At 46.7% G+C, this 26,119-nt stretch carries 26 protein-coding genes and 1 pseudogene; 5 read left to right on the top strand and 22 right to left on the bottom strand.

What is annotated here, in order from left to right; translation table 11 throughout:
* Positions 1 to 523: 523 nt before the first annotated feature.
* The 8 genes from DXA20_RS06740 to DXA20_RS06705 all read right to left on the bottom strand — a co-directional run bounded on the left by DXA20_RS06740 (position 524) and on the right by DXA20_RS06705 (position 8,637).
* On the bottom strand, positions 524 to 1,222 hold the full coding sequence (locus DXA20_RS06740) for an AI-2E family transporter (RefSeq protein ID WP_118559742.1): 699 nt from the start codon (positions 1,220 to 1,222) through the stop codon (positions 524 to 526).
* Positions 1,165 to 1,590: an AI-2E family transporter gene (locus tag DXA20_RS17130; protein WP_118559741.1), complete on the bottom strand. Its 426-nt coding sequence runs from the start codon at positions 1,588 to 1,590 to the stop codon at positions 1,165 to 1,167. Before DXA20_RS17130 ends, DXA20_RS06740 begins: the two co-directional genes overlap by 58 nt.
* A 67-nt stretch (positions 1,591 to 1,657) precedes the next feature.
* Positions 1,658 to 2,758, bottom strand: a complete 1,101-nt coding sequence (locus tag DXA20_RS06730) for a hypothetical protein (protein ID WP_118559740.1) — start codon at positions 2,756 to 2,758, stop codon at positions 1,658 to 1,660.
* A gap of 2 nt (positions 2,759 to 2,760) precedes the next feature.
* Complete coding sequence (locus tag DXA20_RS06725; RefSeq protein ID WP_118559739.1) at positions 2,761 to 3,864, bottom strand: DUF58 domain-containing protein; 1,104 nt, start codon at positions 3,862 to 3,864, stop codon at positions 2,761 to 2,763.
* A gap of 4 nt (positions 3,865 to 3,868) precedes the next feature.
* Positions 3,869 to 5,023 (bottom strand): AAA family ATPase, encoded by a 1,155-nt coding sequence (locus tag DXA20_RS06720; protein ID WP_243100563.1) that lies wholly within the window; start codon positions 5,021 to 5,023, stop codon positions 3,869 to 3,871.
* A complete protein-coding gene (locus tag DXA20_RS06715; protein WP_118559745.1) occupies positions 5,013 to 7,334 on the bottom strand; it encodes an ABC transporter permease in 2,322 nt (773 codons plus the stop codon). The genes DXA20_RS06720 and DXA20_RS06715 overlap by 11 nt, the downstream gene beginning before the upstream one ends.
* Positions 7,334 to 8,032 carry an ABC transporter ATP-binding protein gene (locus DXA20_RS06710; RefSeq protein ID WP_022306970.1) on the bottom strand — a complete coding sequence of 233 codons (699 nt, stop codon included), beginning with the start codon at positions 8,030 to 8,032 and terminating at the stop codon, positions 7,334 to 7,336. Before DXA20_RS06710 ends, DXA20_RS06715 begins: the two co-directional genes overlap by 1 nt.
* Positions 8,033 to 8,190: 158 nt before the next feature.
* The gene (locus DXA20_RS06705; RefSeq protein ID WP_118559738.1) at positions 8,191 to 8,637 is read right to left on the bottom strand and encodes a hypothetical protein; all 447 of its coding nucleotides are present in this window, start codon (positions 8,635 to 8,637) and stop codon (positions 8,191 to 8,193) included.
* 177 nt (positions 8,638 to 8,814) lie between these two features.
* Here DXA20_RS06705 and DXA20_RS06700 point away from each other — a divergent pair, with 177 nt between their 5' ends.
* The 4 genes from DXA20_RS06700 (at position 8,815) to DXA20_RS06690 (ending at position 11,396) form a co-directional block, all read left to right on the top strand.
* Positions 8,815 to 9,396, top strand: coding sequence for a flagellar filament capping protein FliD (locus tag DXA20_RS06700; RefSeq protein ID WP_022306968.1), 582 nt, complete (start codon positions 8,815 to 8,817; stop codon positions 9,394 to 9,396).
* Positions 9,397 to 9,473: 77 nt separating this feature from the next.
* Positions 9,474 to 10,781 (top strand): MATE family efflux transporter, encoded by a 1,308-nt coding sequence (locus tag DXA20_RS06695; protein ID WP_118559737.1) that lies wholly within the window; start codon positions 9,474 to 9,476, stop codon positions 10,779 to 10,781.
* Position 10,782: 1 nt separating this feature from the next.
* Positions 10,783 to 10,935, top strand: a complete 153-nt coding sequence (locus DXA20_RS16140) for a hypothetical protein (RefSeq protein WP_158577156.1) — start codon at positions 10,783 to 10,785, stop codon at positions 10,933 to 10,935.
* Entirely contained in the window at positions 10,932 to 11,396 is a 465-nt protein-coding gene (locus tag DXA20_RS06690; RefSeq protein ID WP_158577155.1) for a hypothetical protein, read from the top strand. Before DXA20_RS16140 ends, DXA20_RS06690 begins: the two co-directional genes overlap by 4 nt.
* 56 nt (positions 11,397 to 11,452) lie before the next feature.
* Here the strand turns inward: DXA20_RS06690 and DXA20_RS06685 are convergent, their stop codons facing one another.
* The 7 genes and pseudogenes from DXA20_RS06685 to rpmG all read right to left on the bottom strand — a co-directional run bounded on the left by DXA20_RS06685 (position 11,453) and on the right by rpmG (position 15,055).
* The gene (locus tag DXA20_RS06685) at positions 11,453 to 11,947 is read right to left on the bottom strand and encodes a family 10 glycosylhydrolase (RefSeq protein ID WP_147403710.1); all 495 of its coding nucleotides are present in this window, start codon (positions 11,945 to 11,947) and stop codon (positions 11,453 to 11,455) included.
* Positions 11,920 to 12,579 carry a family 10 glycosylhydrolase gene (locus tag DXA20_RS06680; protein ID WP_158577154.1) on the bottom strand — a complete coding sequence of 220 codons (660 nt, stop codon included), beginning with the start codon at positions 12,577 to 12,579 and terminating at the stop codon, positions 11,920 to 11,922. Before DXA20_RS06680 ends, DXA20_RS06685 begins: the two co-directional genes overlap by 28 nt.
* A 165-nt stretch (positions 12,580 to 12,744) precedes the next feature.
* The gene (gene rplA / locus DXA20_RS06675) at positions 12,745 to 13,437 is read right to left on the bottom strand and encodes a 50S ribosomal protein L1 (RefSeq protein ID WP_118559733.1); all 693 of its coding nucleotides are present in this window, start codon (positions 13,435 to 13,437) and stop codon (positions 12,745 to 12,747) included.
* A 130-nt stretch (positions 13,438 to 13,567) separates the two neighbouring features.
* Positions 13,568 to 13,992: pseudogene (gene rplK / locus DXA20_RS06670) on the bottom strand (50S ribosomal protein L11).
* 85 nt (positions 13,993 to 14,077) lie between these two features.
* Entirely contained in the window at positions 14,078 to 14,572 is a 495-nt protein-coding gene (gene nusG, locus DXA20_RS06665; protein WP_118559732.1) for a transcription termination/antitermination protein NusG, read from the bottom strand.
* 51 nt (positions 14,573 to 14,623) lie between these two features.
* Positions 14,624 to 14,878, bottom strand: coding sequence for a preprotein translocase subunit SecE (gene secE, locus DXA20_RS06660; RefSeq protein ID WP_022306961.1), 255 nt, complete (start codon positions 14,876 to 14,878; stop codon positions 14,624 to 14,626).
* Between the two features lie 27 nt (positions 14,879 to 14,905).
* Complete coding sequence (gene rpmG, locus DXA20_RS06655) at positions 14,906 to 15,055, bottom strand: 50S ribosomal protein L33 (RefSeq protein WP_118559744.1); 150 nt, start codon at positions 15,053 to 15,055, stop codon at positions 14,906 to 14,908.
* A gap of 263 nt (positions 15,056 to 15,318) precedes the next feature.
* Between rpmG and DXA20_RS06650 the strand changes: the two genes are divergently transcribed.
* Complete coding sequence (locus tag DXA20_RS06650; protein WP_118559731.1) at positions 15,319 to 15,705, top strand: NusG domain II-containing protein; 387 nt, start codon at positions 15,319 to 15,321, stop codon at positions 15,703 to 15,705.
* Positions 15,706 to 15,715: 10 nt separating this feature from the next.
* Here the strand turns inward: DXA20_RS06650 and DXA20_RS06645 are convergent, their stop codons facing one another.
* The 7 genes from DXA20_RS06645 to DXA20_RS06620 all read right to left on the bottom strand — a co-directional run bounded on the left by DXA20_RS06645 (position 15,716) and on the right by DXA20_RS06620 (position 25,976).
* On the bottom strand, positions 15,716 to 16,999 hold the full coding sequence (locus tag DXA20_RS06645; RefSeq protein WP_118559730.1) for a hypothetical protein: 1,284 nt from the start codon (positions 16,997 to 16,999) through the stop codon (positions 15,716 to 15,718).
* 105 nt (positions 17,000 to 17,104) lie between these two features.
* Positions 17,105 to 18,553, bottom strand: a complete 1,449-nt coding sequence (locus tag DXA20_RS06640; protein WP_118559729.1) for a hypothetical protein — start codon at positions 18,551 to 18,553, stop codon at positions 17,105 to 17,107.
* A gap of 165 nt (positions 18,554 to 18,718) precedes the next feature.
* A complete protein-coding gene (locus tag DXA20_RS06635; protein ID WP_279222357.1) occupies positions 18,719 to 18,907 on the bottom strand; it encodes an EAL domain-containing protein in 189 nt (62 codons plus the stop codon).
* Between the two features lie 187 nt (positions 18,908 to 19,094).
* The gene (locus DXA20_RS06630; RefSeq protein WP_118559727.1) at positions 19,095 to 20,411 is read right to left on the bottom strand and encodes a hypothetical protein; all 1,317 of its coding nucleotides are present in this window, start codon (positions 20,409 to 20,411) and stop codon (positions 19,095 to 19,097) included.
* A 128-nt stretch (positions 20,412 to 20,539) separates the two neighbouring features.
* Positions 20,540 to 22,252 (bottom strand): hypothetical protein, encoded by a 1,713-nt coding sequence (locus DXA20_RS06625; RefSeq protein ID WP_118559726.1) that lies wholly within the window; start codon positions 22,250 to 22,252, stop codon positions 20,540 to 20,542.
* Positions 22,253 to 22,359: 107 nt separating this feature from the next.
* Positions 22,360 to 22,494 (bottom strand): hypothetical protein, encoded by a 135-nt coding sequence (locus DXA20_RS17125; protein WP_279222356.1) that lies wholly within the window; start codon positions 22,492 to 22,494, stop codon positions 22,360 to 22,362.
* Between the two features lie 2 nt (positions 22,495 to 22,496).
* Positions 22,497 to 25,976, bottom strand: a complete 3,480-nt coding sequence (locus DXA20_RS06620; RefSeq protein ID WP_118559725.1) for an InlB B-repeat-containing protein — start codon at positions 25,974 to 25,976, stop codon at positions 22,497 to 22,499.
* Positions 25,977 to 26,119 lie beyond the last annotated feature (143 nt).

Raw genomic sequence — 26,119 nt, 5'->3', positions numbered from 1 at the left:
AGCAAAGTGTAAAACTTGATTTGTGAACGTCCATTCCCACATAAATTGTGTTATAATACATTTGGTGACCTCCTTTTGTATGCGGTAATCCCTGTTACCATTGTTTTTTTCCAATTCATAGTATACAGGTAAATCCACGATGCTACAAATTGGAGGTCATTACATATTGTCTTATACGGAAACGGGATTCCCCGGAATCTTTCGTATTTCCTTGAAGTATAAAATGATTTTTTCCTAGAGGTGGGATTCAGATGCGTATTTATCAAAGCAATGACTTTTCAAAATAAAGTTAATATTTATGACGACAAATGTTTACATTTTTTTTACAAGTTCATCATTGCATGTTCATAAATGATTTCTATAATTGAAAATGTCAAATGGTTAAACATTTGGCAGTGCTTAAAATTTTTTTCATACCTTCTCCTTTAACGGGCTGCTTATTCCGGCGGCTCGTTATTTTTTTCTGTTTTTATATGAGCATACCGGCGGCAGGGACAAACACTGTTTTATCCCTGCCGCATTCTTATACGATCTGCTGATAGATCGACCGGATCAGGATCACGCCAAACGGTCCTAACAGGATTCCCCATACACCGAACAGGCACACGCCGCCATAGAGTGCCGCCGTCATGAAAAACGGCAAAAGACCCATATTATTTCCCATCATATGTGCTTCCAGAAGATCACGCACGACCACACATAAAATAAAGGCAATCATTAAGATCACTGCCACATAATAATTTTGTCCAAATGCAGCGCAGACAGCCCACGGCACAAGAATCATGCCACTTCCGAGAACTGGAAAGGTATCAAACACGGCGATTCCACACCCGATCAAAATACTATAGGGATTGTGGATCAGTGTGAGTGACACACTACATACGATCCATATGATCATCAGAATGATCCCCTGCGATTTCAGATAGGCAAGCCCTGACTGCTTGAGTGTGACTGCCACACGATGCACTACCGGGTAAAAGGAGCTTTTGCGATAAATGCGGTGAACCACCTGCATATCCCCGCAAAGCGCGATCATACTCACAACAATGATCAGTATCACGGTCAGAAACCGTGCCGTTCCCGAGAAGCAGAACGTCAGAAGATTTCCGGCGTGCTCCGAAAGCTTTGCACTGCTGCCCGCGATCACCCCGCTCGTCCACCGGCTCAGATATTCCTGCGCACTTCCTGCCGGCAGCTCATCCACCGGTCGAAGCAGCCGCACAGATAGCCGGTCTGCTTGTCATACAGCTGTAAAAACTCCTGCCGGTACACCGGAAAATTCTGCAGAAACAGCTTGAGCTGCTTCCAGAACTGCCATATTAAAACAAGCACTGTTCCAAAAACAGTGCCGAAAAATACCGTCAGCGTTCCTCCATAGGCAAGCCAGCCCGGAAACCGCCACCTGTGACGCAAAAACCAGATCACCGGGAAAAGCATCCGCATGATCAGATATGCAATGATAAACGGAATAAAGATCACAAGCAGATAACGGAATGCCAGATACACTCCTGCCGTAATAATAAACAGAACGATCAGACGATACCATAATGGATGTTTCTCACAAAACGCGGCTGGCGGCATAGCACTCATAACAATTCCTGCCTTTCTCTAAAAATATGTTACTTTTACTATGCCCTTTCCTGCCCGATTTATGACTTCACAAGTTTTTCTTTGATTTCTTCAGAATGCGTACATCCTGCCTGCTGACCGGCCGACGGCTGTATCTCGCCACCTCATACGCTTCCTCCAGACGATCAAACCACGGATCGTAATTGTCCTTTTTCATGGCATCGCAAAGCTGTCCTGCCGTATGGGAAACAGGCACCTTCCCGGAATAATGATTCATCACCTGTTTCCGGAACAGATAACGCACCCGTTCTCTGTTATTTCGAAAAAACAGAAATCTCTTCTCCTCCGTTTCAAGCTTCTCCACCACATCCTCTTTGCTGCCACGACGGTGAAATACCGGACGCTGCCCGCGCTGTGGATCCTTCGGACCCTGTGAGGTCAGAATCATCCTTACAAACACATAGATGATCACAGCTCCGATCGCCATGAGTGCGACGATCACGCCAAGTCCCTGCGCATGATCATCATCCACAGCCTCCGGCAGTCCGGTCGGAGACGGTGGCATCGTCATCTCCGGCATCGTATCCGTCTGCGCATTTCCTTCCAGCATATGTGCAAGCATCCGTGCCAGTCCGGCGATCCAAAGGATCAGCCGGCGAAATGCATTGCCGATCACCGCAAAGGACATATCCGCCTGAACAAACGCGATTCCCAGAAACAGCACTGCCATCACCAGAAGCCATCCCGTTACCATCCGTGTATTTGTCCAGAAGATTTTCTCTCCCGGTACATATTTCAGATCACTGCTCTGCTCCAGATATTCCTGCATGCCCTGAAACGACAGGCACCAGAAATGCCCCAAGATACTGATCCCGCCAAGAAACATACCATACACCGAAAGCATCGGATAGCCCTGCAGCTTGCCGTAAAGCATAAAGATAAAACCCTCTGCGACTGCCACCCACAGGGCATTATAATCCCACGACCGGATCTGTCCCATATTTCGGACAAGGCATCCGATCACAAATAATACACCAACTCCGATCGCCGCACAGGTCGCCGCACGTCCGGACGTCAGAAATAATTTCAGAAATAAATAAATTCCAAGCCACGCTGCGCCGTGCAACAGATCCAGCGAAATCTCCAGGCAGATGCGCGGTCTGCTTTTGATCCTTACTCTCCTTGCCACACTCACACCTCCCACCAAAGAAATCCTTCTCTTGCCGGACCACTCTCACCCTCCCGGCAGATAATGATCCCATAAACAGCTTCCCCATCCGTGCGCTTTGCCTCGACCGCCGCCCGAATGTCCTCTGTATCCTCTGCTGTGATCACCAGATAACATTTGTCGGTCTCCCCGTCGTTCCCACTCTTTTTGATCAACTCTGCAAAGCTGCCGGACAGCTGCTCCGTATCCGCCAATGCCAGACGCCGGTCCATTTTCTCAAGATGACTTTTATGAACACCCGCCTCGCAGCTTACCGGCTCCTTCGAAAGAATATCCGTCATATTGCCGGATAACGAGACCGGCACTCCCTTTTGCAAAAGCTCTGCCGCCAGAGAGGAAGCAAGCGAGATCGCCATCTCCTGCAGCTCTCTCTTATGCCTCTCGTCACGACAGTCACCATTTAGCAGGATCTGAATCTCCTGTGAAAAGCTGGATTCATACATATTAACTAAGAGCTTCCCCGCTTTGGCGGTACTCTTCCAGTTGATCCGCCGCATACTGTCCGTTGGACGGTACTCCCGCATGCCGCGAAACGCATACGGATCCTCCTCCAGCTGCTTTCTCGCAAGAAGCTCTCCCTGCATCCTCCGGTAAAGCACATCAAACCGGCTCACATCCCTCTTATACGGGTAAACATAAAGACTCGCCACATTGTCCCGCCGCTCGGAACAGGTTGCCGTATAAAAGAAATCACGTGCCAGAATATCGATCCGGTCAATCTCATAATAGCCACGCCGGGACGGAACAAACTCCAGCGCTCTTGTGATCCTTCGCCTTCCTCCAACCGCGAAAAGATCTGTCCGGTAATACTGATCCGTCACAGCCGCATTGCCCTCCTGCTCAAACAGAAAGGTATTCGATGCGGTAAACTTCACCTGCAGCGACGACAGAGGCATTCTCTTTTCATTGACCACCGTCTCCTCCAGATAACATTTCTCACCGGCACTGACGCCCTTTTTCTGAAAACGAAGCTGTACTTCGAGCCCTCTGTTCCAATGAGTTTTAAAATATTTCTGCTGTGCATAAAGCACAGCAAATGCTACTATAACAGCAATGATCAGCCCCACACAATCACCTCGTCCACTCTTCCGTTGGTGCCGGAATCTGCTCAAGGATTCCCTGCAGAATCTCTTTCGTTGATCCGCTCTGACCGGCACGGTAAGATATTATACGGTGTCCCAAAACAGGGACACATAACTCCTTCACATCATCCGGCGTAACATACTCCCGTCCCTGTATCATTGCATACGCCTGCACACAATGCAGGTAGGACAGTGTTCCTCTCGGATTGACTCCCATCGCCAGACCATCATGTTCTCTCGTCGCCTGAATGATCTGCACCAGATATTTCTTGACGCTGTCGCTCACATAAATCCGGCGGCATAACTCCTGCAGCTGAAGAATATCCTCACAGGTACAGACCGGTTCAAGCTGCGCCAGCGGATCGTCACTCTTGTAGCGGTCGATGATCGCCAGTTCCTCCTCCATGGTCGGATACCCCATGGAAAGCTGCATGGCAAACCGGTCGATCTGCGCCTCCGGCAGCGGATAGGTTCCCGCCGTCTCCACCGGGTTCTGTGTGGCGATCAGGAAAAACGGAGCCTTCATCCTCCGGCTGACACCGTCCACGGTCACCTGACGCTCCTCCATGCACTCCAAAAGACCGGACTGCGTTCTCGGCGTGGCACGGTTAATCTCATCCGCCAGGAGAATATTACAAAATACCGGTCCCGCCGTAAATTCAAACACACCCTGATCCTGCCGGTAAATATTAAGTCCGGTCACATCCGACGGCAGAAGATCCGGCGTAAACTGAATCCGTCCAAACTCTGCGTCGATCGATGCCGCCAGTGCTCTGGCAAGCTTTGTTTTGCCGGTTCCCGGCATATCCTCCAGAAGAACATTACCGCCTGCCAGAAATGCCGCCATCAGCTTCCGAAATACTGCTTCCTTTCCAACGATCACCTTGGAGACATTGTTCTGAATCTCCATAATCTTCTTGGCAGCCTGTGCCACCTGAATCTGTAACTCCATATCTGTCACCGTTCCTTTCTTCGCTGCTTGAAGAATCCTCTCATTTTCTCCGAAAAGCCTTGTTTTATTTATCTTATCACAGTGCCCCTGAAATGAGAAGAAGCTTTCATCAAAGCAGCAAAGGCAGACCATTCGCAAACAGTCTGCCTTTTTATTCACATTTCCCATTGGAAATGCTGTTTTATTCCACATTTTTGAGTGCTTCATCCATCGGCACTTTCTTTATCTTACGCATCTGCATTGCTGCAACCACCAGATAAGATATAACCGTCAGAATAAAACACTCCACATAGGTATTCGTCGCGATACCAAACGGAATCCAGCCGCTGTAGCCCTTCATGAAGGCAACGAAGATCAGCCGGATCAATTCCGTAACAAGTACAAAGCTGAGCAGCACGGAAAAGATAACCACCCACGAAGTTGCCACCAGATAAAGTCTTCCGATCTCGCCATCCTCGTATCCAAGAATTTTTACCATGGAAATGGAGGTGGAGTTTCTCTCCAGAATGATCTTGGTCAGAAGATACACAACCAGAATAAACATTACAACAGCAAAGCCCTCCACGATCTGGAACATATTCCCCATGGATACCTTGAGCTGATCTGCCATCTTCGTGACATCACGCGAGGTGATCGTGCTGAAAATCTTATTGGTGCTGATATCCGTGATCCTGGAATCCGAAAAGTATGCACAATAATAATCCTTATCCACATTGAAAAGATCCTCGTAGTAGGAATGACTCAGGTAGACACCGATCGTCGTCGGGCTGTTGAGGATTCCCCGAACCTGAAAGCGAATCAGCTTATCCTCATACTGCTCCTTTAACAGGAATGCATCACCGTTCTTAAGCTTATATTTCTCCGCCATGCCGCTTGTGATCACAGCACCCTTCTTCGGCAGCTTCGTTTTCACATAACGGCTGTCGTCAAAAATACCATACACGGTTGCCGCCTCCTGGTTATAGCCGTCCATATATGTATTCATCGTATATGCCGCAAACTTCTCGGCATCCTTATTGGATGTCTCCGCATCGCCCTTTAACATATACTGATATTTCGCCATCATATGATCTCTGGATATCTTCGATACATGATCAAGAAGAGGCAGAAACATCATTCCAAATAACAGAATTGTTGTTGCCACAAAAATTCCGAATACCAGCGTCAGATAACCGGAAATATTCTGTAAGATAATGCGTAAACGGAATCGGTTGAAGAAACTAAAATGCGGCAGCTTTACTGCCTTCCGGCGCTTGCTCTTTGTCAGATCACGGCGAATAAACTGTAATGGCGAATATTTGAGCTTGCGCATCAGCGTAATTCCTGTCACTAGAAACATTAACAGGATCGGCACAACCGTTGTCAGCACAAATGCCTGCTGATTCCAGAGCGTCTCATATTTCGGAAGGCTATAGCTTGAATAGTACAGATCTGCAATGACCTGCTTCATATAAGAGTAACCCAGTATATTACCGATCACTGCCGCGATCAATGTCACAATCACCGGCATTGCCAGATAATGTCTGAATAATTCTCCCTTTGTATAACCGGATGCCCGAAGCGTTCCGATCACGGTTGACTCCTTTGTGATCGTATGACTGATCGTCACGCCAAAGATGAATGCCAGAACAGCGATCAAGATGTAAAGAAAAGCAAGCATGGAGCCTCTGTCGCTTCCCAGATCATCCCCGGCAAAATTCATCGCCTGGTTGGCGTAACGCGGAACATAATCATCAATACCATTGTCCATATTCAGCACGCCAAGCATGGAACCAAGCATCGTCGCTCCGCCGCCTTCTCCGGCAGCATCCACAACGGTATCCATCAGATCATCCGACCATTTCTTCTCCTCGATGTCATCTGCCGGATCACCTGCATTGTAAGTCCATGCATAGTTATACGTCAGACTCTTTTCAGAGAGAGTCTTAAATTCCTCTTTTGTTCCCATCGCCACACCGAAATTGACCGAATCAAACATCATATCCGTATTATTTTCGAACATAGTCGTATAGTCCGAGAAGGAAACAAGACCGGATACCGTATATGTCTTTCCGTCAATCGTAAGTTTATCGCCCGTCTTTGTCTTATTGTTGTCTGCAAACATTCGGTCGATCACGATCTCATTATCATTCTTCGGAAGTGCACCATCCATGATACAGAGCTTGTTGATCTCATCTCTGCTCTCATAAATACGAAGCTTTTTTTCTTTCTTGTCCTTTCCCTGATAGGTACGCTCCACATAAAAATCCGGATAGATCGTGACATCATCCTTTTCAATCTTCTCGATCGCCTTGTCCTTCATTGCCTGCTTCAGGTGAAAATGTCCGTTCTCCACATGATATTTTTGATAACGTTCGTTACAGGTTGCGATCATGCTGTCACTTGCGACCATATCGCCGGACTCCAGACCAATGGTCAGCACCATAAACAGAAAGATCACCGCATATTTTCCAAATTCAGAACGAAATTCGCGGAATATTCGCTTATTTAATGGATTTCTCATTACCATTCTAACTCCTCTGCAGATATCTTATTTTCATTGCGGTAAGCCTTGCGGATCCTGCCATCACGCAGTTTAACCACCGTGTCAGCCATCTCCTTGATGGCATCGTTATGTGTTACCATAATAACGGTATTGCCGTATTTACTGTTGACATCGCCGATCAGCTTTAAGATCTCCTTGGATGTCGTATAGTCGAGTGCACCCGTCGGCTCATCGCACAGCAGAATATCCGGATTCTTGACAAGCGCACGTCCGATCGACGTTCTCTGCTGCTGTCCACCGGAAAGTTGGTTCGGAAGCTTATGACGATGCTCATACAGACCAAGTGTATGTAACAGATCATCAATATCTAACGGGTGGTCGGAAAGATATGCGCCAACCTCAATATTCTCCTTAATATTCAGATTCGGAATCAGATTGTACATCTGAAAGACATAGCCCAGATGCTCTCTGCGGTATCTGGTCAGACGCTTCTCCGTCATATCCACCATCTTCTCCCCGTTAATGGATACATAGCCGGAATCCGGTGCATCAATTCCTCCAATGATATTTAACAGAGTCGATTTGCCGGAGCCGGATGGTCCCAGCAGAACGCAGATCTCTCCCTTGTCCACGCTCAGATCAATGCCGCGCAGCACCTGCACACGGCTGTCACCCTGTCCAAAGCTTTTCTTCAGATCATTAATTTCAAGAAACATGGTACTCTCCATTCTATCTTTTCATTTTAGTTAGAATAAACTAACCAATTGTCATTATACCATTGAACAAAAAAAACAGAAAGACAGTTATTGATAATAAATATCATTAAACATCTTTCTGTTTGATTTTGTACTGATTCCTTTATGAAAACAACGTATTATTTCTTAGCGTTCTTCTGACTTTCTTCCTTTTCGTCCTGCTTTTTCAGCTTCTCAATGGCTTTCTGATTCTGCTGATACAGTTCATCCACCGTCTGGCTGTAGGAGTTAAGGGCTGTCATCTCCTCGTCAACCTCCTCCTGTGTCATTGTGGCTGCATATGACTTCGCATGGATCTCATTGACGCTGTTCCAGAGGTTATCAAGCTCCTCTTTCTTTTTCTTGCCCTGTTTCTTCTTATCAAGAACACGCTTACAGTAAGAAAGCTTATCCAAAACCTCATCTGACTGCCGCTGCAGTGGCGTCTTGTCGACAATGTTCATGCTTGTTGTCTGCTTTCCGGTCGAATCCGAAGACTTCATCTGGTTCTTAATAAAAATGCCACCAACAGCTGCCGCTACGATAAGGACTGCTGCCAGCACTGCGATCACTGCTTTATCTTTCATTGCTATTTCCTCTTTTCTTAAATGATATCCGTATCAGCATATCATACCGCGAAAACGAAGTCAATGAAAGAGCTTGTGCTTTGCCAAAAATTCAGGAAGCCAGATGGATTAAATAATTTGCCGGAACGAACCGATATATCATATAGTACATTTTGATCGTTAGAGGAGGAATCAGGAATGGACGTTGTCTCTTACACCGTAAAACACAGTCTGAATTATTATATGCGCAGTGCCTACCGTGGAAATGTGAATGCACTTCAGGAGGATTTTCGCGGCTCGCAGCCCCAGAGCGTCATTGTGTCGGCCGATGCAAAAGCCGTTCAGCGCATGACCGAGAAGCTTCGCGCACTGAACTATGATTCCGACCACGAAACGGAGATCCTGCAGACTGCGCAGGCATTCGTCAAAACCTACAACAACCTGATCAATTCCTCCGAGGGCATCAGTGACAGCAGCACCTCGGCTCTCAAAAAGAAAATGACAAAAATACTCCGGAACAGTAAGGAAGATCTGTCTTCGCTCGGCATTGAACTCAAGGGCGATGGCAGCCTGTCTCTGGATGAGGAAAAGTTTTCCGAAGCAAGTCCTTCCAAGATCGGCAAATATCTGTCTTCTGACGGTACATTTTCCCGTTCACTCCGGTCCATCGTCGCCAAAATATACCGTTCCTCCGGCAAGATTGCTACCTACAATTCTTCCGGCGAAAAGACGTCCTTAAATCCGGAGGAAAATGGAAAAACCGTTGACTTATCCCTGTGACATCGTTACAATTTAAATATCAAATCGAAGGGGAAAATAATGCATCCGGATCATCGGCTGCATTATGAATCAACAGAATGTCGCAGAACCTTGGCAGAGAATATACGAAGTTTGTCTCGCAAAATATTCTTGGCATGCTCGGCATTTCCATTTACATTCTGGCGGACACCTTTTATATCTCCAAGGCAGCCGGTTCAAATGGAATTACCGTGTTAAATCTCTGTCTGCCGTTATACAATCTGATCTATGCGATTGGCTCGATGATCGGCGTTGGCTCCGCAACACGTTTTACTATCCTGAAAGCGCAGAGAGATTCCGGCTGCGATCGGTTTTTCTCCAATGCTGTATTTTGTTGTCTGATCATCAGCATTCCATTTATATTAATCGGTGCATTCTCACCGGACGGCATCCTGCGGATCATGGGCGGCGATGCAGACATCGCATCACTCGGTGTTCCGTATGCACGTATCTTTCTGATGTTCGCACCATTTTTTATGATCAATTTCATTATCAATGCATTCGTTCGAAATGACGGTGCGCCATCTCTCGCAATGGCAGCAACACTCGCCGGAAGTTTTTTCAATATTATTTTTGACTATATCTTTATGTTTCCTATGGGAATGGGAATGGCAGGTGCAGCACTTGCAACCGCCCTCTCACCAATTATCAGTACCTGCATCTGCGGGATCCACTTTTTTAAGAAAGACAATCAGATTCGTTTTCTGTGGCAGCCACCGTCACCAAAACGGCTGTTTCAGGCATGCCAGCTTGGAACCTCCGCATTTATCGGTGAATTTTCATCCGGTGTAACAACCACAACCTTTAATTTTTTGATCCTTGGGATTGCCGGTAATGTCGGCGTTGCCGCCTATGGTGTGATCGCCAATCTCGCTCTTGTGGCAACCGCTATGTTTAACGGTGTAGCGCAGGGCTCCCAGCCGCTGATCAGCCGTTATTACGGTAAAGGCGACACCCTCGCTGCCAGACGGCTTCTGCGCTACGGAATTGCTACTGCTCTTGCCCTTTCCGTTGTAATCCTTTTTATCACCAGAGCACAGACCGATCTTCTGATCGCCATGTTTAACAGCGAGGGTTCCAAGGAACTGCACGGACTGGCATTTAACGGAATAAGACTGTATTTCCCGGGATTTATCTTTGCGGGTTTCAATATAGTAGCCACCGGTTATCTCAGCGCATCTGACTGCGCATTGCAGGCACTCGCCACCTCCTTTTCCAGAGGTGTTATAGCGATCATCCTGTGTGCGTTCACCTTAAGCCGGATCTTGGGAATGCGTGGTATATGGAGTTCCTTTATGACCGCAGAAATGTTGACCACCATAATGATCATGATCATGCTGGTGTATTTGAACAAGAGGAGGAAATGATTTGAAATTACAGTACAACGAAAATGCAGAATATATGGAACGTTTTCTGCGGGATTACATCGAGCTCATCAGCTCGAGCAGAGCCGTATCGCTCTTGACATCGCCCTGCGGATGCACCGGGATCAGAAAAGAACCGAGGGGCTTCCCTATGTGATCCACCCCATGACACTCGCCCTGCATGGCATCTCACTCGGCATGACGGATGACAACCTAATGGCAGTCATGCTGTTACACGATGTCTGCGAGGACTGCCCTGTCTGCCCGGACGAGCTTCCGGTCAATGAGACCGTGCGCCGCGGTGTAGACTGTATCACCAAGAAGCATCTGGACGGGGAAGCAAAGCTTGAGACGATGAAGCGCTATATGAAGGATATTCGCGGCAGCAGGGAAGCCTGCATTGCCAAGGTCTTCGACCGCTGTCACAATGTTTCATCAATGGCAGGTGTTTTTTCCGAAAAGCGCCTGCAGGCTTATATTACAGAAACAAAGGATTTCATCTATCCTCTGATGGAGCATGTCAAAGAAGATTATCCGGAATATGACACGATGATGTACGCACTGGAATATCAGATCACAAGCATCATCAAAAGTCTGGAAACAAAACTGCACCAATAACGCTTCCTATGGTTTGAAACATTATCGGTGCAGGATAAGATATCCATTTGCGAAAGTTAACGGATATAATTTCTATAATTTTTCATTTCCTTGGCGGCACGGCTGTGGTACATGTAACTGGAGCTAAACAGTACAAAACCATCACAACCTGCTGCTTTTTCTTTCTTGATCTGACTGACCAGATTGTTGTTCTTGCGGCGCCAGCCCAGATCGGAGGAGCTGTAGGTTCCGGCACGGTAGGTTGCCAGCCCGATATACATCGACGTGTTATTCTTGTTCAGATTCACCCATTTGTTTAACCGGTTAGTATACAGAGAGGTCACCTTGCGGCCCATTCTGTACTGGTCACTCCAATAGATCTGAGGCACGATATAATCAATATAGCCGTCCTCGCTCAGCCAGGTTGCCAGATCGCAGCCAAGGCTTTCCGCATACTCAATATTGCCGGCAGGACTGATACCAAACAAAAGCTTCTCATCCTGCTTTTTGACCGTGCTGTAAATGGTTTGCACCATCTTGTTGATCACACGCTTACGCTTGGCAACAGACACCTTGGAAAACTGTGCCCCCTTTGCCTTCGCCGGATAGAATAATCATCAAAATGAATGCCGTCCACATTGTAGTTCTGAACGATCTCCGCCACAATGCGCCGGATCCGCTTCAGAGAGGATGCCTTACCCGGATCGTAGCTTACGCCCATCTTCTTGCGGTAAGGATTGAGCCATGCATGAAATGTCATTTTGTTCTTATGTGCCGTCTGTATCAGAATCTCCAGCGGATCATAGTCCGGTACAGACTCAAACATATAGGAACTCCACTTTAAATATTTGCTTGGATAAATGGCATCGTTACATGGAGCCACATGGAAATAGATAGTGTTGATACCGTCCTTCTTGAGCTTTTTGAAATACTTGTTCGCATTGGTCTGAAATGCGGACTGTGACTTGTTGTACAAGCCAGCCGCCTTGTAATCGCCAAAAGAGATCCAGACAGCCTGTACATCCGTAACCAGTGCAGAGCCGGTTGACACACTGCTTGCCGTCTTGGTGGTCTTGGTTGCCGCGCTGCTGCTCTCACCGGATGAATGGCGGAATGCTGTGGTATCCCAGACCATACAGATCAGAAGAAGAACTGTAAGTCCAAGAATGATAAATGATTTTTTACGAAATTCCCGTTGTGTCATAGGTAAAACTCCTTTATGTATTTTAACTGCTATCTTAGATGATACCATAAATATATGTTAAAATCATGTTAAAAATGCAAAAAAAGTGACTATCTGAAAACCACTTACCCGTTAACCGATAGTCACTTTTATTTATTTGGGAATCATACTATATCGTATGAACGATTATGCATACTTAGCTGTACTCAGCTTTACACCAGGTCCCATTGTGCTTGCCAGTGTAACACTTCTGAAATACTGTCCCTTTGCAGATGCAGGCTTAGCCTTACGGATCGCATCCAGAATTGCATTTACGTTATCTGCAAGCTGCTCCTCTGTGAAGGAAGCCTTACCTACAGCAACGTGGATGATGTTAGCCTTATCGAGACGATACTCAACCTTACCAGCCTTGATATCCTCGATTGCCTTAGTTACATCCATTGTTACAGTACCAGCCTTAGGGTTTGGCATTAAACCACGAGGTCCAAGGACACGTCCCAGACGACCTACAACACCCATCATGTCCGGTGTAGCTACTACAACATCAAAATCGAACCATCCTTCGTTCTGGATCTTAGGAATAAGCTCCTCGCCACCAACGAAATCAGCACCTGCAGCCTGTGCCTCATCAAGCTTTGCACCCTTTGCAAATACGAGTACGCGAACAGTCTTACCTGTTCCGTGAGGCAGTACAACTGCGCCACGAACCTGCTGATCTGCATGACGTCCATCAACGCCAAGACGGATATGCGCTTCGATTGTCTCATCAAACTTTGCAACTGCTGTCTTCTTAATAAGACTTACAGCATCCTGTACTTCGTACTGTGTTGTCTTATCTACAAGCTTAGCAGCTTCTACATATTTTTTTCCCTTTTTCATAATATAATTAACCTCCTAGTGGTAGTAACGGCGTGTATTCAATGGCAGTCATCTGCCAGCCTCCCACGACGTTCAATCTAATAACAAGTCTTTTCAATATATAATGATTACATCGAGTTATTTATTAATATTAGTCCTCTACAACAACGCCCATGCTGCGGCATGTACCTGCGATCATGCTCATTGCTGACTCTAAAGAAGCTGCGTTCAAGTCAGGCATCTTGGTCTCTGCAATTTCCTGTACCTGAGCCTTGGTAATGGTAGCAACCTTTGTCTTGTTAGGTACACCAGAACCGGACTGAATCTTGCAAGCTTTCTTGATCAGTACAGCTGCCGGAGGAGTCTTTGTGATAAAGCTGAAGCTCTTATCCTGATATACAGTGATAACAACAGGGATGATCAGATCACCCTGATTTGCTGTCTTCGCATTAAACTCCTTTGTAAACTGTACGATATTAACTCCATGCTGTCCAAGGGCTGGTCCAACAGGCGGTGCTGGAGTTGCCTTTCCGGCAGGATCTGCAATTTAATATATCCTTCGACTTTCTTAGCCATTTTCTTAACCTCCTATATATTTCCTGACGTACATTCACGTCAAACTTCACACTTTAGTGCGGCGCTTGTATCTCAAGCGGCTTTCTCAGACGATTTCCACATCGTTGAAACTAATCTCAACCGGCGTCTCACGTCCAAACATATCGATGTTGATCGTGACCATACGGTCTTCGTGATTGATCTGGCGAACAATTCCTGTTGTATCTTCCCAGACACCAGACTTTACAACCACGGAATCACCAATACTGAACTCGCATGCCGGAGCATTTGCCTTCAGTCCCATGCTTGCCATCTCTGCATCTGTAAGTGGAACCGGTTTGGATCCCGGACCGACAAAGCCTGTCACTCCACGGGTATTCCGAACGACATACCATGTATCATCATTCAGATACATATTGATCAGCACATAGGCCGGGAACATCTTTTTCGGAACAACCTTTGAATCCTCATCCTCCCCCTCAGTCACATTCAACATCGGGATTGAAACCTCAAGAATCTGATCCTGCAGGTTACGATTTTCAATCGTTTTCTCGATATCCATCTTTACCTTTTTCTCATATCCGGAATAGGTATGTGCCACATACCAATGTGCTCTTTATCTGCCATACGATCTGCCATACGTCAATCACCCTTATCCTATCTGAAGAATCTTATCCAGGCCAGTCTTGATCACAAAGTCTAACAATGCAATGATGACTGCCAGAATAACTGTAACGACAACAACTGCGGTGGACTCCTTCACAACTGTGTTCTTGTCCGGCCAAACGATACGTTTGAATTCGGCTTTCATGTTCTGAAAAGCGCCTTTTTTCTTTGCAGCTTTTTCTGCTTTCTTCTGTGGTTCGTTCTGCTCTTTGATTTCCTCTTTGATCTCAGAATCTCCCATATCTCACATTCCTTTCATGCTACGAGACTATTTTGTCTCCTTGTGTAATGTGTGTCTTCTACAGAATCTGCAATACTTCTTGGTTTCCATTCTGTCAGGATGGTTTCTCTTCTCCTTCGTCGTATCGTAGTTACGCTGCTTGCATTCTGTACATGCTAAAGTAATTTTTACTCTCACGACACTATTCACCTCCATATTAGTTTGTTTAAAAAAAGACATAAAAAAAAGACCTGTTACATCGCCCGATAATTATAACAAAGTAGAGTTCTTTCGTCAAGAGGTAAATCCCATTATCTGCAACGTTTCTGAACTTTTTCGGGTTCCTTCTGTCATTTCTTTCTATTTTTCCCAATTTATGACTCATTTGATTTTCCCAGTGGCATTTTTATGGTATACTTCATAAAACAAACGGAACAAATCGGCAAAGCGAGGTCTTTCTTATGAACAAACTGACAGCTCATAAAAATGATATTATCCTGCTCCTGATTCTTGCGATCGCAGGGCTTTGTGTGACCGGCGGATACCGGCTGCTTCACCGCACCACCGGCGATACCGTCACGATCACCGTCGATGGCAGGACATACCGCACACTCCCTCTGTCCGTCGATACAACTCTTGATATCCCGGGAGCAGACGGCGGCACCAATCATCTGGAAATAAAAAACGGGCACGCCTCCATTACAGAGGCTGACTGCCCGGATAAACTCTGTGTACATCAGACTTCGATCCGCCACAACGGAGAAAGTCTGGTCTGTCTTCCTCATAAGGTGATCGTAAAGGTCACGGCAAATGCATCGGAGGACGACCTGGATGGTGTTGCCAAATAATCGAACCCCATCAGCAATAATAATTAAACAGCATCCCACTGTAAAGTGAGGTGATGTAGGAGTATCCCTTCGGCGGTTTCCCGTAATCCGGATAAGATACGATCTTTTTCTGAATATAATCCATTGGATTGAGCTTGATCTCTTCGTTCTTCTTGCGAAGTCTGCGGTTTAACGCGGAATCTCTTCCGATCAGCTTCTCCATGTCGCCATCCTGCGCTGCCTGCGAGGCAAGTGACTCGTCCATCTTCATCCTGCCCTGCTCATCCAAGGTGATGCCGCAGGATTCCAGCTCAGACAGATACGGCTTTAACAGATTCTGATACTCGCGGATCAGTCTCGGACTCTGTCCGGTCTGACCGCTGTAGTTGTTGGTGCTGTCCACCAGCTTATTGTAAGATCGGATAATGCCGGAGACACCGTCAAGGATCTTGTCGCTGTCCGGAATATAGGAAATCTGTGCTGCCTGATCACCCGGTGCATACATGGACACCTCTAACGATCTTCCCAGCACGAAGGTATTGCCTAAGGTTTCCTTCGTCTCTCCGTTCCACTCAAAGGAGGCACTGGATGGTCTGGAAACGACATTGTTCATATTATAATAAGAAACAATTCCTCTTCCGTCTCCTCCCTCTCCGGTACGGTCCGCAAACGAAAACAAATTGCCACCGTCCGGCGAGCCCGTCATATCGGACTCGATCCGCATCATGATCTTATCGGCACTTCGCGATACCGGCGTTGCCGTCAGTCCGATCTTCGCCTTATTGATAAAATCACAAAGGCCTTCCATGATCTCACGGTGATTGGCATCCTTACGGATATTGTACTGAAAATCATAACTGTCATCACCAACCGCCACGCGGAAACGATACGTTCCTGCCGAAAGTCCCTTTCCGGTCATATAGTATTCGTTGCCGACATTGACCTGCGTGGTTGCAAGATGATTGACCCGGATCATCGGCTCTTTCGGAAGCTGGCTGTAGTCTTCGTTGATAATCCTCGTTCCGACCTGCGCCTCATCTGAGGATACCGCCTTCTTCTGTGCAAAGACACTGTCCATGGAATCCTCGGAAAGCATTGACAGTGTGTTGCTCAGGGAGATTGCCGCCTCCTTAATATTGAGCGCATACTCCTGCTTCGCCTGAGACAGGCGCACCAGATAGATCGGCGATGACTGGGTCATCTTGGTGATATTTTTCATGACGGAGCGCAGCTCTGAAGACTTATGGGTATCATACTTGGTTGCCGGTTTCTGTGCATAGTTACCGATAAAGTAATTATAGACATTATAATCCATCAAAACCACTCTCCTTTACTAAACTTTAAAATGCAATCTTTCCTCATTCCGATGCGTCACATCTGCCACCCCGGAATATAAGAACTTCTCACTTTCTTAACGCTCTTATTTTACGATTGGAGCATAACGGATCCGGATCGCAGGCAGTGCCTTAAGCTCTGTATAATAATTGGTCTGCCAGTCCTCTCCCTGTGAAGGATCATTCTCGCCGCTTGCCGGTGGTGCAAAAATCTTCAGATCCATATCCTTTGCGCCATCAAGACGATTCTTGAAGAATGCACTCATCATGTCGACACACTTCACACCGGGTGCCTTGTAGAACCAGAAACCGTTCAACTCGAGCATCAGGTTCATGTCCACCGTATCCTCATCAAAATATGCCTCACAGAATACCGGATCACTGTCAAAATGAAGCGGTACACTGATTCCGTCAGCATCCTCAGAGCCACCCCAGCGAAGTGTTGCCGGAAGTGCTGTCTCTGCGCCAACCTCCATAGACGGCTGGAAGAAATCATCATGAATGATATCACGGTAAGTGTCCATCAGTGGCTGCTCAATACCAACCTCTGCGTTGTTCGGATCCTCGATCTCCAGACCAAGGCGTCCTCTGTCACGGAACTGATACAGTGTAAAACCGGAAAGCCATTTGTCCTTGTCTGCCTTAAGCATCTCACAGAACTCCTTAAGCATATCTGCCTGATCATATGGTCCTGTTACATCACCGTCTGAGTTGAACTCGGAAAGTACCATCGGCTTCCTCGTTCCGCCATTGACAAAGGTATAACGCTCATAGCTCTTCTTGGCAAGTGTATAGATATCCTCTACCTTGCTGCGGGAGAAGGTATCTCCCCCTTCCTCAGCCACATCATATGGCCAGCCCCAGTGAAGAGACATATAACGGTCAACGGATACAATATCTGCTGCTCTGGAAGCCTCTGCAAAGATATCCTCCATCTCCATCTTCTCATCATCAACGCTCTTGCAGCCATCCAGACAGATGATCGTCTTAACGTTCGGAGCTTCCTCACGGATGATCTCGCTGGCATGTGCAAAGAATGCTGCAACCTCCTCATAGCTTGCACGCTTGTTGAAGGAGAACCAGTTACCGGTTGCTTCATGATTGATACGAAGCTGTACACGACCAAAGGTGCGTAGATCCTGACCGATCGCTCTCAAGTGTTCATCGGATACCTTCGGATCGATCGTCATTGTCAGAAGAACGTCCTGACCATGACGGCGCACATCACGCATACATGTGAACGGCTCGTCATCGCGCGTTCCGTTCAGACCACCCTTGTAGGTGAAATAGTCATCGTATGGAAAATCCCATGCAAACTGTACCGATGGATCTGCATGAACGACGCTGGCACGTCCCGGCCATCCCTCATCATTTGGATAATAGCAGTACATCAGATTGATCGCTCTGTGTGGTCTGCCAAGCTTCTGCAGGATATAATCCTGATTCACATATTCGCCTCTCTCGCTGCCGTCTCCAAGATCAACCGCACACTGTGCAGGTCCCATGTGGAGTGCTTTTGCTTTTAATTCACTCATTCTTATACCGTACCTTTCTATAATCTGTACTTAAGACAGATGTATTTTCTGAATTGATCAAACGTCTCAAAACGACTGATCTATATATAAGCAACGGAGTTTCACAAAGTAACTCCATTATCTTCTTCATTATATTAGAAGAAATCTCTTTGTGCAACTGATAAATCAAGGTTTTGTCTGGTTTTGCAATTTTTTATTAAAATCTTCCAACGGCATCGGCTTCGCATAATAAAATCCCTGTGCAATATCACAGCCACACTCGGAAAGGAAGTCCGCCTGATCCTTTGTCTCCACACCTTCCGCTACCATATCCAGCCCGATTGCCTGCGTCACCCGGATCATATAACGTACAATCTCCTTCCCTCTGCACTGCTTTTACTCCGTCTCAAGCAGAAGGTATGTATGATTAATTATATCATTTATGATCACGAAATGCTATCGGCTTTTATCAAAAAGCAGGCACAGCCTTTCAATTACCTGAAAAACTATGCCTGCTTATCATTGTGACAGGGGATGCTCTGACATGCTATCCTCTCGTCTGTTATTTCTTAATCTTTACCTTTTTAGCTTTACTATAGGAGCCAAATACAAGATTTCCCTGTGTATCGATTTTATATCCACATACACGGACGTAATACGTTTTCTTTTTCTTAAGCTTCTTGATGGTCAATATATACTTCTTCGTCAGCTTTGATACAGGTTTCTTAAATTTCTTGTTTGTGCTGTACTGTACACAATAACCGTCTGCCCCTGCTGCCGGCTTGATCATAACGACTAATTTTCTGCCAGCCTTATTCTTCACGGAAGCAAATCCTGCCTTTCCAACAGAAGAACTCGTGCTTACCGGCTTACTGCTTGCTGCCGGCTTTGCCGATGTCTGTGTACCCGGCTTTTTCGTTGGCTTCACAGTCGGTTTTGCGGTTGCACGTGTAACCGGCTTATTCGTCGGCTTCACAGTTACGGCCGGCTTCGGTGTTTTGGTCGGTTTTGCAGTTGCCACCGGTATCTTACTCGGCACCGCTGTCGGCTTCACAGTCGGTTTTGTGGTCGGCTTTGCCGGTTCCTTGGTTGGTTCCGGTGTCGGCGCTGCGCTCGGTACCTCTGTCGGCTTTGCCGGCTCCTTCGTAGGCTCCGGTGATGGTGCTGCACTCGGTTCCACAGCCGGTGTATTGGTCGGCTCTGTTTCCGGTGTCTTTGTCGGCGTAGTTCCCGGTGTCACGGTAGGCTCTGCTGTCGGCTCCACAGTTGGCTCCGGAGACGGATCAATGTTTGGAGTTTCCTCTCCATCCATTTTCTGCTCATCGTATGTTACTTCTGCGGAAGCATCAATGCCGATCTCGTAGGTCTTATACTCCTCAGCACCCAATACCACATTGATCTTCTTAGAATCCGTACCGTTTAAAATTGTAATACTCTTCTCAACCGGTGTCTCATACTGGTTATTGACGCGGAGCTGTGTGATCTTTCCGTCCTCCACAACCGTGCTGTATGTCAACTGTGTATCGTACTGCACGGAAGGCTTTACAATACTGAAGGCTGCGGAATTATCGATCAGATTCAGTTCATCCATCGCCGTCTCTCCTGTGTAGGCTGTTGCCTTCACGGATACCGATACATTATCGGATTCACTGTCAAATTCCGGCTTATAACCAAACTGTAGGATATATTCACCACGGTTGATCGCTTCCATTGCACCGCTGCCCTTGATAACGAGCTGCTTCTTATCTGCATCATATGAGGCAGACTCTGAGATTGGACGTACGCTAAGTGCCTCCTGATCTGCTGACGTAAGATCCAAGCGGATCGTATCGTCTGCCGTAAGTGCCTTTGTTCCGGCATTGCTCAAAACAGTCTGCACGATACGCTCTCCTCCGGATAATACCTCTGTAACCTCCGGACTTCCAACAACAATATCAGCTCCAAGCAGAGTCAGTTTCGTCTCTGCCTTCGCACCGTTGTCTGCGACAAGGTCAAATGCCTCGTTTTTCAGTGTATCGCCAAGCGTATAGCTAAGCTTACCTGGCCGCTTTCTCCACTTTCCAGATGGATCGGCAGATCTGCTGCAACGATCGTGTCTCCCTGTTTTACTGTGACAGCGTCCATCGCTTTGCGTCCCGCATTGACAAAGGATAAGGTGACATTGATCGTGCTGTTTTTCTCAATGTTCTGACCAAATGTGTCTGCGGATACATTTTCAAATGCATCTGTGATCTGCTTCTGGCTGCTGATCAGCCGTGCCGGCTTCTCCTCATCGTCGGCCTGGGCAAATGGTGTTTCCTCGTTTGAGCTATCTTTCTGCTCGACCTCCTGTGCACAGGCAACAGCGGTAAACTTATCTCCGTCCACTGCCACGCTGCTTCCGATCAATGTCTCATCACCGGTCGCCACACTGTTCAGGGAATACTTCATGGACAGTTTTCCTGCCTGTGCATTCATATACTTCACATAAGTGTGCATTGCAGAATCCTCACCGGATGCCTGCCAGTATACGGCACTGTCCTTAATGGTATCTCCGCCTCTTGCAAAATCGAATTTTTCTGAAACCTCTCTGGACTCATCCGTCATGGAAATGTCATTCGCACTACCATCTTTCTGATAGCCCTGTACAACCAGATAAGAATCGCTCAGCTCATTATTTTCGTATTCTGACTGCTTCCATGCTGCGAGGAAGCTGCCCCCCTGATCGGTTACATATTTCACACGAGGCTGTGTCTCTGCTGCATTGTTACAGGTAATTCTGTTTACACTCTTCTGTGTCCCCGCCTCGATCATATATGAATAAAGCTCTCTCTCCTGCACCTTTTCACTGGTTCCCATGCTCGCCAATACCATTGCCGTGCCATCGTCACCCAATGCAATATCATACGCCTGTACTCCCTTGATCTCTCCTCGCTCTAAATACGCCGGTGTACTCCACTCTTTTCCGTCATAGTAGCTGTAGCAGAGCTTCTTCTCGCCCATTGCATCCTTCTGAAGTGCGTCTACATCCGTACCCGTAAGATCATAGGAATCACTCTCCCAGACTACGATCGCTTTTCCGTTTCTCACTGCCACTTCCGGCGCCATATCGGCAACCTTATTGCTCGTAAGACAAGTGTGCTTTCCATTCACATACACATGAACTTCTGATGAATTATAAGCAGCGTTTAATTCGTCCGTATCCACGGAACCGTCTGACATAATATCCGGATCATAATCCACTGAATCAAACGCCAGTACATTTAAATCTCCGGCTGCCGCATAATCTACAGAGTTGATGGTTTCGCTCTTACCCGCTGTTCTCCATGAGGTGAGCTCCTCCGGCTTCGTCCAGCTGCTGCCGGATTTCGCACTGATCGCCGGATTGATGCTTGCAAGATCATCCAGTGTATCGGAATATGCAAGTCCCATGCTGTCCGCGCTTTCTGAAAGTACAGGATTGATATCCGGATCAATATACTGTGTCCAGTCACTTCCCTTTTTCATGGAAGAATACTGTACCACCTTGCTGGTGTCCTGACTGCTCATATTGGCAAAATCCATCAGGTTCGGTCTTCCGGATGGGAAATTCGCCCAATCCTTGAAGGTTTTATTCTTGCTAAAACCTGTTCCGCAAATTCTCTTTTTCTTGTGAACAAATATGCCCTTGTACTCAAAGGTCAGTGCAATATCACCGGTAAAGTTCAGACAGCCACCATAATAGGTCTTTGACTGATCCAAATCCTTAAAGGTAATAATACGGTTATCATAACCGAGTGTTAACTGTCCCTCCGGTCCAAACTTCAGCTTGATAAGCTTTGCATCAAAACCGATACCTCCGCTGGCACCTACATAGCCTGTACACCAACAATAATATCCGAAACAAAATCATACTCGCTGGTCACTGTCAGATTATTGGACTGGAAGTTCATTCCAACAAATTTATCATGGTATGCGTTCTTTCCACTCAGAAGGGCATCCACGCTTACAGAGCATCCAACCTTGATCCATAGTAAACCGGAACGATACCAATTACAGTACTGTTATCAAATCCAAATTCATATCCAAGTGATCCGGCAATACCACCGCCGGTATACGTAAGCACCCATTTACCGTTGATATAATCTGCTGTACCGAATGCATAACCGGATATCTTCTTACTCATTTTATTGTCACGAAGATCATTGATCGTGTCTGTCACCACGGAAACCACATGATCCTCATCCAGTCCTGCTGTTCCGATCGCGATCATAAAGGTCTTCTTCATCGGATCCTTTGTATCCTGATATGCGATCTTCATTGGCAGTACCTTTGGAAGATCAAAGGAGAAATTACGGTTAATGATCTCTCCTGCTGAGATCGTCGGTGTCTGTACAGTTCCACAGAAATTCATCTCGGTCGGTTTCGCCGGCGTTCCTATATCAGAAACATTGCTCACGGTAAAATTACCCGGCATATCCATCAGAAGAGTTCCGCTTGCCGCCTTCACCTGAAACTGCGGTGTATATTTTCCGGTCTTTGTATTCTTGGTATTGACCTCAAATACTGTTTTCACCCATTCATACTTCATTCCCTCCACGGATGCAACGGTTGCAGAGGTCGGCTTGATCTCCTTTCCGTTGATCGTCATCGTCAGGGAATGCGCCTGCGATGCCTTCGAATACACATAAAGTGTTTTTTTGGCACCTTTATACAAAACGACATTACGGATCGGTGCACCCCCGGCTTCCTTGATCATCAAAGTACAGTCTGTATTCATCAAGGTGGCGGATGCTTTCATCATAACGGTGGTTCCTGTATTTTTCTGAACACCGTCACGGTAGATCGGATAACGTACAAGCTGCGATGCAAAGGATTCATCTTCGGATGCGATCTCCGTTACAACATCCGCATTTGTAAGCTCTGTCACTCCGCTATAATCTAACGCTATTGTCTCCGTTTCGACAGCCTTTTCTCTTTTGATGTTTTTCGTCACACTGGAAATAACATTGCCATCCGTATCTACAATAAATGACCGAATCTGAATCGTTGTATTCTTCACCTTTCTGAAGGAATCGCTCAATGTCAGATTCTGACGGTATTTTGCAGCCATCTCATAATTGTTGATCGGATAAGCACCTGCTGTCTCACCGCTTTCCATATCCGTAAGCGGTACCGATAACTGACATGCGCCATAGGTCACACCAATCTCAGCGTCTGTTGAAGTTGGTTTCCAGACAACTGCGTCACCGTTGGAAAGCTGTTTCACCTTCTCTACGGAACTGTTCTTAACATCCCAGGTCACTTTCTTATCAGACTCTGTCTTTGCTTCAAAGCTTGTTTTGCTGCTATCCGTTAAATAGGACTTGTTATTGTCCGCATTTACCGGTCTGATAATATAAAGCTGCTCCTTCAAGGTCTCCACATAAACGCTGGAGCGGTAAAGCTGACCACTTGTTTCATCAGTCACCGTTACATAAGCAAATCCGTCCGTCTTACCGGTCATGGTAAGCTTTGAGCCCTCAACGGAACACTCCACAACGCTCTCATCGGAGGACTTGACACTAAACACATCATCCTCACCGGCACCGCCCTTGATATCCATATAACGGGTCATGGTTGCCTGATTGAGTGCACTGTAAAATGCATCTGCATCATCTGCTGCATCGAGAGCATCTGAAATCAGTGTCCTGTTGGAAAGTTTATATACTTTCGGAGCCACCGTTCCGTTTTCCTCCAGAGACAGCGGTGACTTGTCTAACTTCTCCCAGATCGCATACATCGTCAGGGACTGCTCTCCCTCATAACGTGCGCCCGGCATATACATTTTGCCGCTTCCATCCTTTTTCGTATTCCATCCGATAAAAGTGTAACCGCTTCTCTGCGGTTCATCCATGGTAAGCACGGAATTATACAGATCCTCTTTGCGCTGTGTGTCCGGCATGCCGGTCACTTCATCGGTCGTATTGACATTATAATTCAGTGCATATTCTCCCTCTAACATTTCCATATCGGAGAATGTATCAACCGAATCCATCACATCCGGAGTGATCCCGCTGGTAACTGCACCGGACCATGCAATATAATCTCCCCTTTTGTAACCACGGTTACAGGAAACATAGTAACCAAAGCCATTCGGGCTGACAAACTGCACACCGTTCTTATCGTACTTGGTGATCTTTCCCTGACAGATGAGTCCCTTATACCCATCCTTATAGGTTGCCTTCATATAGGTCTGACCACTTTTCGTCATACAAACATTTTCTGACTGTCCGATATATGACGATTGGGAGAGGTTCCCCGATCCTGTTGCCACCACCGGTGTTCCGTCATTCTCATACATGAACAGAGCAAACGGATAGGAAGAATCTCCACTATACCGGAACAGGAAATATCTGTCCTCCACCTGTGATTCCGTGAACTGATGTCCTGTTGACCAATTCGCCGTTCCCCAGGAGGCATCATACGGAAGACCATTGATCCTGTTCGCAGAGGTAACATTATCAAAAAACTGGCTTTTACTAAGCTTCACGCTAAACAGACCGGATTCATAATAACGCTCCCATACTGCGTACAGGGTAAGCACACTGTCACCTGTGTACGCACTGCCGGCTGCATAGATATCTCCGGAGCCGTCCTCCGCTGTGTTCCAGCCTTTGAAACGATATCCCTTTCGAAGTGGCTTCTTGTCTGATAAAGTCAGTGCCACGCCCTGCTTTTTCACCTGATCCTCCGGCATGTTCCGAACGGCATCTCCATTCGTCTGATACATCACCGCATATTCCCCGGAGCTCAGCTCCGTGTAAGAATACTTATCCAACCCCGCAAGCTTTTTCATTGTCACATCGGTATCTGCATTCACCCATGTGATCTTCTCTCCGACATCACGTCCCTGATTGCCGCTTAAGTAATAACCAAATCCATTCGAGCTGCTGAAGTAAAGACCATTCTGATCCGCCTTACCCATCTCGCAGAGAGCCATCACGCCCTCAATGCCGTCGGTATAGGTCTTCTTCATATAGGTTTTGGCCTGTATTGTCAGGCACACATTGTCTGCTTTACCAATGTGTGAACTGGCAAGCAGATTCTTCGATCTGCCGGCAACCACCGGCGTACCGTCATTCTCGTACATACATAATGCAATCGGATAGTCCGAATCGCCGGAATACTTCAGTACGAAATAACGTCCTTTCATGAGCGTTGTCTTTAACTGATGTCCGCTTGACGCATATGCTGTTCCCCAGGATGCATCAAAGGGCAGCGAATTCAGCCTGCTTGTACTCATTACATAATCAAACAACTGATCAATACCATACCGTCCCGCAAAGACGCCGGTATAATATTCTCCCTCATGTACTGCTGCCGTCGTCTGTGCTCCTGTCGACGCAGCTTTTACCGTGATCCCCTGAAAGGATGTTGACGAAAATATCATTGCGAACGTCAATACACCGCAGAGAACACGTTTCTTTACCTCGTGTAGCTTCATAGAATCCCTCCTTTATCTTTTTCACTTCTTTATATATATGGTTATCATATATTATATCAGTTTAGGGGGACGGGGTTTCCAAATAGAGTGAATGGTCAAAATATGGTGTGAATGGCACGCTGCCCCATTGAAAATTAAATTGA

The organism is Roseburia sp. AM59-24XD (assembly GCF_003478445.1).
Taxonomy (GTDB): Bacteria; Bacillota; Clostridia; order Lachnospirales; family Lachnospiraceae; genus Jutongia.
The sequence above is the reverse complement of the archived record's forward strand: the minus strand, read 5'-3'. Positions and strand labels throughout refer to the sequence as shown.